Source organism: Micromonospora foliorum, assembly GCF_022229015.1.
Taxonomy (GTDB): domain Bacteria; phylum Actinomycetota; class Actinomycetes; order Mycobacteriales; family Micromonosporaceae; genus Micromonospora; species Micromonospora foliorum.
In genome coordinates this window covers 1-9,205 of the sequence record NZ_JAKKFF010000158.1, presented here as the reverse complement: position 1 = coordinate 9,205, position 9,205 = coordinate 1, and the positions used below count along the sequence as shown (strand labels likewise).

General features: G+C 71.5%; 8 protein-coding genes. 1 reads left to right on the top strand and 7 read right to left on the bottom strand.

The window, feature by feature from the left end; genetic code table 11:
- The 3 genes from PSH25_RS13555 to PSH25_RS13545 form a co-directional block, all read right to left on the bottom strand.
- The coding region (locus PSH25_RS13555; protein ID WP_238659437.1) for a helix-turn-helix domain-containing protein at positions 1-317 on the bottom strand (317 nt) is incomplete at its 3' end.
- Positions 318-449: 132 nt separating this feature from the next.
- Positions 450-1,598 (bottom strand): acyl-CoA dehydrogenase family protein, encoded by a 1,149-nt coding sequence (locus PSH25_RS13550; RefSeq protein ID WP_238659436.1) that lies wholly within the window; start codon positions 1,596-1,598, stop codon positions 450-452.
- 78 nt (positions 1,599-1,676) lie between these two features.
- A complete protein-coding gene (locus PSH25_RS13545) occupies positions 1,677-3,209 on the bottom strand; it encodes an acyl-CoA carboxylase subunit beta (RefSeq protein WP_238659435.1) in 1,533 nt (510 codons plus the stop codon).
- Positions 3,210-3,378: 169 nt separating this feature from the next.
- On the opposite strand from PSH25_RS13545, the gene PSH25_RS13540 reads away from it, so the two are divergent.
- Positions 3,379-3,939 carry a snapalysin family zinc-dependent metalloprotease gene (locus PSH25_RS13540; protein WP_238659434.1) on the top strand — a complete coding sequence of 187 codons (561 nt, stop codon included), beginning with the start codon at positions 3,379-3,381 and terminating at the stop codon, positions 3,937-3,939.
- A gap of 58 nt (positions 3,940-3,997) precedes the next feature.
- Here the strand turns inward: PSH25_RS13540 and PSH25_RS13535 are convergent, their stop codons facing one another.
- The 4 genes from PSH25_RS13535 to PSH25_RS13520 form a co-directional block, all read right to left on the bottom strand.
- On the bottom strand, positions 3,998-4,918 hold the full coding sequence (locus PSH25_RS13535; protein WP_238659433.1) for a hydroxymethylglutaryl-CoA lyase: 921 nt from the start codon (positions 4,916-4,918) through the stop codon (positions 3,998-4,000).
- Positions 4,919-5,073: 155 nt separating this feature from the next.
- On the bottom strand, positions 5,074-6,441 hold the full coding sequence (locus PSH25_RS13530) for an acetyl-CoA carboxylase biotin carboxylase subunit (protein ID WP_238659432.1): 1,368 nt from the start codon (positions 6,439-6,441) through the stop codon (positions 5,074-5,076).
- Between the two features lie 71 nt (positions 6,442-6,512).
- Positions 6,513-7,112 (bottom strand): TetR/AcrR family transcriptional regulator, encoded by a 600-nt coding sequence (locus PSH25_RS13525; protein WP_196928917.1) that lies wholly within the window; start codon positions 7,110-7,112, stop codon positions 6,513-6,515.
- Positions 7,113-7,214: 102 nt separating this feature from the next.
- Positions 7,215-9,205: hypothetical protein (locus PSH25_RS13520; RefSeq protein ID WP_238659431.1), on the bottom strand; the 1,991-nt coding region annotated here is incomplete at its 5' end.

Genomic DNA, 9,205 nt, shown 5'->3' with positions numbered 1-9,205 from the left:
GCGGTGCCGCTGACCGCGAAGGTCGTGGCGGTGGCGTCCGGCGGGGCCTGCTCGGCACCGGCGCCGCGGGCCGCGGCCAGGAACGCCGCCCGGCTGGTGCCGGTCAGCGCCAACGCCCCGGCTAGCAACTCGACAGTGGTGCGTTGTGGCCGGACCGACCGGCCCCGCTCCAGGTCACGCACCGTCCGCACACCCACCCCGGCCCGGGACGCCAGCTCGGCCTGGGTCAGGCCGGCGGCGCGCCGATGCCCGCGGAGCAGCTCCGGCAGAGGGGTACGTCCAGCCGGGCTCCGCGACCGGTCATGATCCGGAGTCATGGGCACGAAGAGTACGGATGGACTCCGACCGTCGGCAGTCGAACGTCGGGCTACTGACGCCCGCTCGCCGAAACCCGACAGCCGTACGGACAGTCCGTCCGGAACGACTGGCCGATCAGTTCGGCTGGAGACTCAGAGACCCAGATCCCGGGCGATGATCATGCGCTGCACCTCGCTGGTGCCCTCGCCGATCTCCAGGATCTTGGAGTCCCGCCAGAAGCGGGCCACCGGGTACTCGTTCATGAAGCCGTACCCGCCGTGGATCTGGGTGGCCTCCCTGGCGTTGTCCACCGCGATCGTGCTGGCGTACAGCTTCGCGATGGCGGCCTGCCGCTTGAACGGCTCACCGGCCAGCATCCGCGCGGCGGCGTCGTAGTACGCCAGACGGGCGGTGTGTGCCTTCAGCTCCATGTCGGCGATCTTGAACTGGATGGCCTGGTTGGCGCCGATTGGCTGACCGAAGGCGTGTCGCTCCTTCGCGTACTTGATCGACTCGTCGACACAGCCCTGCGCGAGGCCGACGGCCAGCGCGGCGATGGCGATCCGGCCCTCGTCGAGGATCCGCAGGAACTGCGCGAAGCCCCGACCCCGGGCGCCGAGCAGGTTGGCGGCCGGCACCCGGCAGTCGTCGAAGGTCAGCTCGTGGGTGTCCGAGGCGGTCCACCCCACCTTGGAGTAGCCCGGCGCGACGGCGAACCCGGGCGTGCCGGTCGGCACGATGATCGTCGACAACTCCTTGGAGCCGTCCGGGTTGGTGCCGGTCACCGCGGTGACCGTGACCATGGCCGTGATGTCGGTCCCCGAGTTGGTGATGAACGCCTTCGAACCGTTGATCACCCACTCGTCGCCGTCCAGCACCGCCCGGGTCTGCGTGCCGGCGGCGTCCGAGCCGGTGCCCGGCTCGGTGAGACCGAAGCCGGCCAGCGCCTCGCCGCTGAGCAGCCGGGGCAGCCAGGTCGCCTTCTGCTCCTCGGTGCCGAAGCGGTAGATCGGCATCGCGCCCAGCGAGACCGCCGCCTCCAACGTGATGGCAACGCTGGAGTCGACCCGGGCCAACTCCTCCAGGGCCAGGCAGAGCGTGAAGTAGTCGCCGCCCATGCCGCCGTGCTCCTCGTCGAAGGGCAGGCCGAACAGGCCCATCTTGCCCATCTGCCGGACCACCTCGTACGGGAACGTGTGCTGCTCGTAGTGCTCGGCGATGACCGGGGCGACCACCTCGCGGGCGAATTCCCGCACGCTCTCGCGCAGCGCCGCTTGTTCGTCGGTGAGCCGGAAGTCCATCTCATCCTCCTGTAAGGACGGTCCGCCTCGGCGCTCGTGACGCCGAGGGCGGGTCGCTGTGCCGGCCTGAGTCGATGATCAGACCGGGGTGACGCCGTGCCGACGGCGGGAGAAGTGCCGGTCCTTGGTACGCGCCGCCGCGAATCGACGCACCAGCTCGGTGCGCAGGTCGTGCGGCTCGACGATGGCGTCCACGACCAGTTCGCTGGCGAGCCGGACGACGTCGATGTCCTGCTCGTACTCGGCGCGCTTGGCGGCGACGAAGGCGGCCCGCTCGTCCTCGTCCGCAATGGCGGCGATCTTGTTGGCGTACACGGCGTTCACGGCGGCCTCGGCGCCCATCACGGCGATCTTCGCGGTCGGCAGCGCGATCGTGGCGTCCGGCTCGAACCCGGGACCGGCCATCGCGTAGAGACCGGCGCCGTACGCCTTGCGGACCACCACGCAGATCTTCGGCACGGTCGCCTCGGAGATCGCGGTGATCATCTTGGCGCCGTGCCGGATGATGCCCTGTTTCTCCACCGCGCTGCCGACCATGAAGCCGGGCACGTCGCTGAGGAACAGCAGCGGCACGTTGAACGCGTCGCAGAGCTGCACGAACCGGGTGGCCTTGTCGGCCGAGTCGACGAAGAGCACGCCGCCCTTGAACATCGAGTTGTTGCCGACCACACCGACGACCTGACCGTCGAGACGGCCGAAGCCGATGGTCAGCTCCTTGGCCCAGAGCGCCTGGATCTCGAAGAACGAACCCTCGTCGAGCAGGCCCTTGACGTACCGTCGCATGTCGAACGCCTGCCGCTCGCTGGCCGGCACCAGCGCGGCCAGGTCGGCCTTCGCGGGCGCGGCGACCGCCGGCGCGGTCGGCGGCGCCTGCGTCCAGTTCGCCGGCAGGTACGACAGGTAGGTCTTCACGACGTCGAGCGCGTCGGCCTCGGTCTTGCAGAGGAAGTGCCCCACGCCGGACTCGGCGGTGTGCACCTTGGCCCCGCCCATCGCCTCCAGGGTGGTCTTCTCGCCGGTGACCATCTCGACCATCCGGTCGGAGCCGAGATACATGCTCGCGTTGCCGTCGACAAGCGCCACCACGTCGCAGAACGCCGGGATGTACGCCCCACCGGCGGCGCTCGGACCGAACAGCGCGCAGACCTGCGGGATCGAGCCGGAGGCGCGGACCTGGTTCCAGAAGATCTTGCCGGCGCCACGGCGGCCGGGGAAGAGATCGACCTGGTCGGTGATCCGGGCACCGGCCGAGTCGACCAGGTAGACCATCGGCACACCGGCGCCGTACGCCCGCTCGATGATCCTGATGATCTTCTCGACGGTGCGGGCGCCCCAGCTGCCGGCCTTGACGGTGGAGTCGTTGGCCATCAGACAGACCTGTCGGCCGTCGATCGTGGCGGTGCCGGTCACGACGCCGTCGGCGGGCAACCCCTCGGCGAGCGCGTTGGCGTAGAGGCCGTCCTCGACGAACGAGCCCTCGTCGACCAGGAGCGCGACCCTCTCACGGGCGAAGAGCTTGCCCTTGGCCGCGTTGGCCGCGTGGTACTTGTCCGCGCCGCCGGACCGGGCCCGCTTGCGCAGCTGCTCCAGTGCCTCACCGTCGAGCGTCACGCCGACTCCTCCGCCATGCTGACCTGAACGATCGTTAGGCTAGCGCATCGACACGGCTGCCGGCGACCTACGAGCGAACCAGACAGCCGAGCCGGGGGCAAGACATTGAAAAACGTGAATAGATATCGCTAGGCTCCTGGCACCCCCTCCTCCCGGATTGGAGTCAGCGATGACCTCACGACTCAGTCGGCTCGCGGTCGCCCTGGTGGCGACGGCAGGTGCCACCCTCGGCGTCACGGTCGCCAACCCCGCGCCCGCGTCCGCCGCCATGACCATCTGCTACAACACCAGCCAGGCGGGCAGCTACGCCGGCACCGCGAACCAGGCCGCCTCCATCTGGAACAACGCCACCGTCAATCTGACGCTCTCCGCCAACTGCGGCTCCAACCTGCGCATCTACCAGATCACCGGCGGTGGCTCGTACGCCGTGCGGACCAGCCTCGGCAACGGCCGGGTCTACATCGACACCCAGCAGGCGGCGCAGTACAGCCCGCTGCGGATCATGACGCACGAGATCGGGCACATCCTCGGCCTGCCGGACAACTACAACGGGAACTGCTCGCTGCTGATGTCCGGCGGCAGCGCCGGCACCAGCTGCACCAACCCGTACCCGAGCACCACCGAGGCGAACCGGGTCAGCAGCCTCTTCGCCGGCACGTTCAGCGCCACCGACCGCAGCGCGGACATCTTCCGCGACAGCTGGCCGAGCGTGCTCACCCCGGTGAGCTGACCAACCTGGCACGTGGAAGGGGCCGGCGCGTACGCCGGCCCCTTCGTCACGCGGAAGGTTAGCTCGGCAGCGGCGTCAGCCGGGTACGCGGGCCGGCCCGCAGCACACCGGACGGCAGCTTCTTGCCGAGCAACTCCTCGGCCAACTCCGCCACCTCGATGAGAGCCGGCAGGTCGATGCCGGTGTCGACGCCCATGTCGTGCAGCATGTGCACAGCCTCCTCGGTGGCCAGGTTGCCGCTCGCCCCCGGCGCGTACGGGCAGCCACCGAGGCCACCGACGCTGGCGTCGAACTCGGTCACCCCCAGCTCCAGCGCGGTCAACAGGTTGGCCAGTGCCGTACCCCGGGTGTTGTGGAAGTGCAGCAGGACCGGCACGTGGGCGTTGCGGTCGCGTACCGCGGTCAACAGCTCGCGGACCCGGCGCGGCGTGCCCATGCCGGTGGTGTCACCGAACGCGACCCGGTCCGCGCCGTCGCGGACCACCCGGTCCACGATCCCGGCCACCCGCTGCGGGTCGATGTCCCCCTCGTACGGGCAGCCGAAACTGGTCGCCACGATCACCTCGACCCGCGCCGACGCTCCGTGCAGCAGGTCGATCAGCTCGGCGATGTCGTCCAGCGACTCGTCGGTGGACCTGTTGACGTTGCGCCGGTTGTGCGTGTCGCTGGCCGAGACCACCACCTCGATCTCGGTGAACCCGGCGGCGAGGGCCCGCTGGGCGCCCCGGGTGTTCGGCACCAGCGCGGAGTACCGCACCCCGTCGGCCTTCACCGCCCGCTGCCACACCTCGTCGGCGTCGGCCATCTGCGGAATCGCCCTGGGGTGCACGAACGACACCGCCTCGATCCGGCGTACGCCGGTGCCGGAGAGGGCGTCGAGCAGCCGCACCTTGGCGTCGGTCGGGATCGGGTCCTCGTTCTGCAACCCGTCCCGCGGCCCAACCTCGCGGATCGAGACGGAATCTGGCAGGTCCGCCATAAGGGGTCACCTCACTGTGACGAAAGCAGTGCTTAGGGGTTCTCCCAGCATGCCACCCCATTGTTGATCAAGAGGTTTGCGTCATCCGCGGCGCAAATCCTGACGCAAACCTCTTGATCACCGGGGTGGGTGGAGGCCCCAGGGGAGGCCGGGGGTTAGCGCATGCGGGAGACGATTCCGGTGTCGTAGGCACCGGAGAGGAATTCCGCGTTGGTTAGCAGCTCGGCGAAGAAGGGGACGTTGTTCTTCGGGCCTTCGATCTGGAACGCCGCGACGGCTGCCTTCGCACGTTCGAGCACCTCGTCGCGGGTCGCGCCGCTGACGATCAGCTTGGCCAGCAGGCTGTCGTAGAACGGGGTGACCGTGTTGCCCTCGGTGTAGCCGGAGTCCACCCGGACACCCTCGCCCGTCGGCTCCACCCACGTCCTGATCACGCCGGGGCCGGGCAGGAAGCGCTTCGGGTCCTCCGCGTTGATCCGCATCTCGACGGCGTGGCCGCGCGGGGTCAACGCGTCCGGGTCGAACGTCGGCGCCAACCCGGAGGCCACCCGCAGCTGCTCCTCGACCAGGTCGATGCCGTAGACGTACTCGGTCACCGGGTGCTCCACCTGCAACCGCGTGTTCATCTCCAGAAAGAAAAATTCTTCGGAGCCGGGAGCAGTGCCAGCGGCGTCCAGCTCACGCGGGACCAACAGGCACTCCACCGTGCCCGCGTTGCGATAGCCGACCGCCTCGCCGGCACGCACCGCCGCGGCCAGGAGACGGGAGCGCAGCTCCGGCGAGACCGCCGGCGACGGGGACTCCTCGACCAGCTTCTGGTTGCGCCGCTGCACCGAGCACTCCCGCTCGCCGAGCGCCACCACGCGACCATCGGCCAGGCCGAGGATCTGCACCTCGACGTGCCGTACCCGGGGGAAGTACCGCTCGATCAACACCGAACCGTCGCCGAACATCCGCTCGGCGAACGCGCGCACCTTGTCGTACTCGGTGCGCAGCGCGGCCTCGTCGACGGCCACGCCCATGCCCATCCCGCCACCGCCGGCGGCGGCCTTGACCATCACCGGGTAGCCGATCTCGGCGGCGGCGGTCACCGCCGCGTCCAGGTCGGCGGTCGGGTCGGTGGTGCCGGGCGCGACCGGAACTCCGGCCGCCGCCATCAGGTTCCGGGCGTTGATCTTGTCGCCCATCGCGGTGATCGCGTCCGCGTCGGGTCCGACCCAGATCAGGCCGCTCGCCTCGACGGTACGGGCGAACTCGGCGTTCTCCGACAGGAAGCCGTACCCGGGGTGGATGGCCTGCGCGCCCGTCGACTTCGCGGCGGCGAGGATCGCCTCGGTGTTGCGGTAGCTCAGCGCCGGGTTCGGTGGACCGATGAGGACCGCCTCGTCCGCCTCCGCGACGAACGGCAGGTCGGCGTCGGCCTCCGAGTGCACCGCGATCGCGCGAATGCCGAGCCGCTTGGCGGTCCGGATGATCCGGCGTGCGATCTCGCCCCGATTGGCGACCAGCAGTGACTCGATCATGTTTCCTCCCGGCGTCCGGATGGTGGGACGATGTCAGGGAATCATGACCGGCACGGTTCTGACGAGTCGGCTCAGGCGAGCAGCGCGGCCAGGGTCGCGCCGCGCAGCAGCTCGGCGCGGCGTCGCCGGTCCACCTCGCCACCGAGGAACGGGGTCGAGTTCATCAGGCCGAACGCCGCGTGCGCGAGCACCCGCGCCTCACCGTCGGGCATGCCCGGGTGCAGGGCGGTGAGCACGGTCACCCACTCCTCGACGTAGAGCCGTTGCAGGCGACGGATCCGCCGCCGAGGCTCCTCGGGCAGGCGGTCCAACTCGTGCAGGTGCAACGCGATCACCGCCGGGTTGGCCAGCGCGAACTCGACGTGGTAGTCGATCAGCGACTCCAGTACGCCGCGCGGGTCGTCCGAGCGCCCGGCGGCGCGTTCCCGCCCGCCGGCCAGCAACCCCTCGCTGACCGGAATCAGCGCGGCGGCCAGCATGGCCTCCTTGCCGGCGAAGTGGTGGTAGAGCGCCGGACCGGTGACCCCAGCGGCCGCGCCGATGTCGTCCATCGACACGCCGTGGTAGCCACGCGCTGCGAACAGACCTACCGCGATCTCCAGGATCTCGTCCTTGCGGGACCTGCGCCGGCCCGCACCCGCCGCACCCCGTGCCTGCTGCTCCACCGTCACCGGACAAGCCTAGACCGCGAGGAGCGCGCGATGGTTGCCGGTCAGTTCCGCCCACCCCCGGGCCGGGCCGCCCCTGACCTGGCCAGGGGCGGCCCGCGAGGGTCAGTCGTCCTGGTCCAGGTCGTGCTCCGCGCGCAACGCGGTGGCCTCGGCGGGCCGATCGAGCAGATCCAGCACCCGAGCCAGCAGCCAGGCCGTCTGGCGGACCTGCCGCGAGGCGGCCGGCAGCCCACCGAGGACGCGGCGCAGCAGCGGCTCCGCCTCGGCCGGCCGGTCCAGGCGCAGCAGCAACTCACCGATGAGGGCTTCCACCTGGGCGGCCTCACCGAACGCCTCGATCGACCGCAAACGGTCCGGCACCCCGGTGAGCCGGCCCAGCGCCTCGTCCAGTCGGTCCTCACCGGTGAGCACCCGCGCGCCGGTCTCGGCCGCCATCGCCAGCTCGTACGTCACCGGCGGCTCGGCCTCCCCGGCCAGCTTCGCCGCCAACCCGTCCACCACCTCGACGGCACGCAACGCCGCGTCCCGGTCGTCGGCCCAGAACCAGGCGTACGTCTCCCGCCGTCGGGCGCGCAGCTCGTCCAGCGGCAGGTCCCCGAGCCGGTACGCCTCAGCCGCGGCGGCGAACCGCTCGCCCGCCGCCGCGTCCCGGTCGGCGTCGTAGAGGATCCCGCCGGCCTCCTCCAGCACCTGCGCCCGGTGCGGAAGGTTGTCCGGTCCGTCCAGATTGCTGGCCAACTGCTCCAGCAGGGCCAACGCCGGGTCGATCTCCCCTAGTCCGGCATAGACGCCGGCCAGCAGGTGCCGGCAGCGATCGGCCTCCGCCTGGGCGCCCAGCCGATCCAGACCGAGCACGGCCTCCTCGGCGACCTCGGCGGCCTCGGCGAGCCGGCCCACCATCCGGTACGCGTTCGCCAGCTCCCACCGCAGGAACGCGTCCCCCTCGGCGCCCCGCTCCACGCACAGCGTCACCGCCTCGACGAAGTCGTCCACCGCGTCGACGGGCCGGCCGGCCGACAACAACGCCCGGGCGCGGGCGACCCGGACCGGCAGCTCCGCGTCCGCCGGTGCCGCCTCCAACGCCTCGTCGCAGGCCGCCACGGCGTCCGCCGGATCGTCGACCAGCCGCGCGTAGGCCAGGCAGGCACCCGTGACCAGCTCGTCGACGCCCAGCTCCCGGCCGATCCGGCGCGCCTCGTCGACGACGGCGCGGGCCTCGTCGACGCGGTCCAACTGTTCCAGCAGGTGCCCCCGGTGCAGTGCGATCCGGGCCATCAGGTGCCGGTCACCGCCCGCGTCGGTTGGTACCCGGTCGAGCGCGGCGAGCGCGTCCGCCCAACGCTCGCGGTGCAGCAGCGCCAACGCCACCCGGTCGTGGCCGGCCGCCCGCTGCCGGGCGTCGCCGAGCCGGTCCAGGACCTCGGCCGCCTCCCGGGCCAGCAGCAGCCCCTCCTCGCCGGCCTCGTCGGAGCGGGTCAACAGCACGCCGAGCCGCCCGGCGACCGTCTGGGCGGGCACCTCCTCACCTGCCTCCCGGTACAGCTCCAGCGCCGCCCGATTCAGCTCGACCGCACCCTCGATGTCGTCCTCGTCGCCGCGCTCCGCCGCCCGCAGTGCCAGCCGATGCGCGGACGTGCGCGCCGGCAGCTCGGCCGAGCCGAACCGGTCGTCGAAGGCGACCAGCGCCGCCCGGAAGGTGGCCCGGTCGTGCCGGCCCCAGCTCTGCTCCGCGAGGTCCAGCAGCTCGTCCGGGCCGGCGTCGGCGGGCAGGGTCACGGCAGGTCGTTCACCCGTGCCGGTTCGCCCTCGCTCGGCTCGGGCGACGGACGACGCGGGCGTGCCCTGCCCGACGATCGGCTCGTCCCCGACCGGCCGGGCCGGACGGGTCGGGCGGCGACGGACGCTCGCCGACAGCGGCACGTGTTCCCCGCTCGCCTGCACGGTCAGCCGGCGGGCGATCCACTCCGACTGGTGGGTGGTGCCGTTACGGGCGTCGAAGCGGGCGGCCAGACCGGTGGCGGTCCCGGCCAACTCCTCCGCCAACGACGCGGCCGACACCTCAGCGGCCGGCCGGCCCTCGGCGGCGCGGCGGT

Excerpts from the sequence above, each read along its gene's own strand:
- PSH25_RS13550 (WP_238659436.1), bottom strand. The coding sequence starts at position 1,598 with ATGGACTTCCGGCTCACCGACGAACAAGCGGCGCTGCGCGAGAGCGTG.
- PSH25_RS13540 (WP_238659434.1), top strand. The coding sequence starts at position 3,379 with ATGACCTCACGACTCAGTCGGCTCGCGGTCGCCCTGGTGGCGACGGCA.
- PSH25_RS13535 (WP_238659433.1), bottom strand. The coding sequence starts at position 4,918 with ATGGCGGACCTGCCAGATTCCGTCTCGATCCGCGAGGTTGGGCCGCGG.
- PSH25_RS13530 (WP_238659432.1), bottom strand. The coding sequence starts at position 6,441 with ATGATCGAGTCACTGCTGGTCGCCAATCGGGGCGAGATCGCACGCCGG.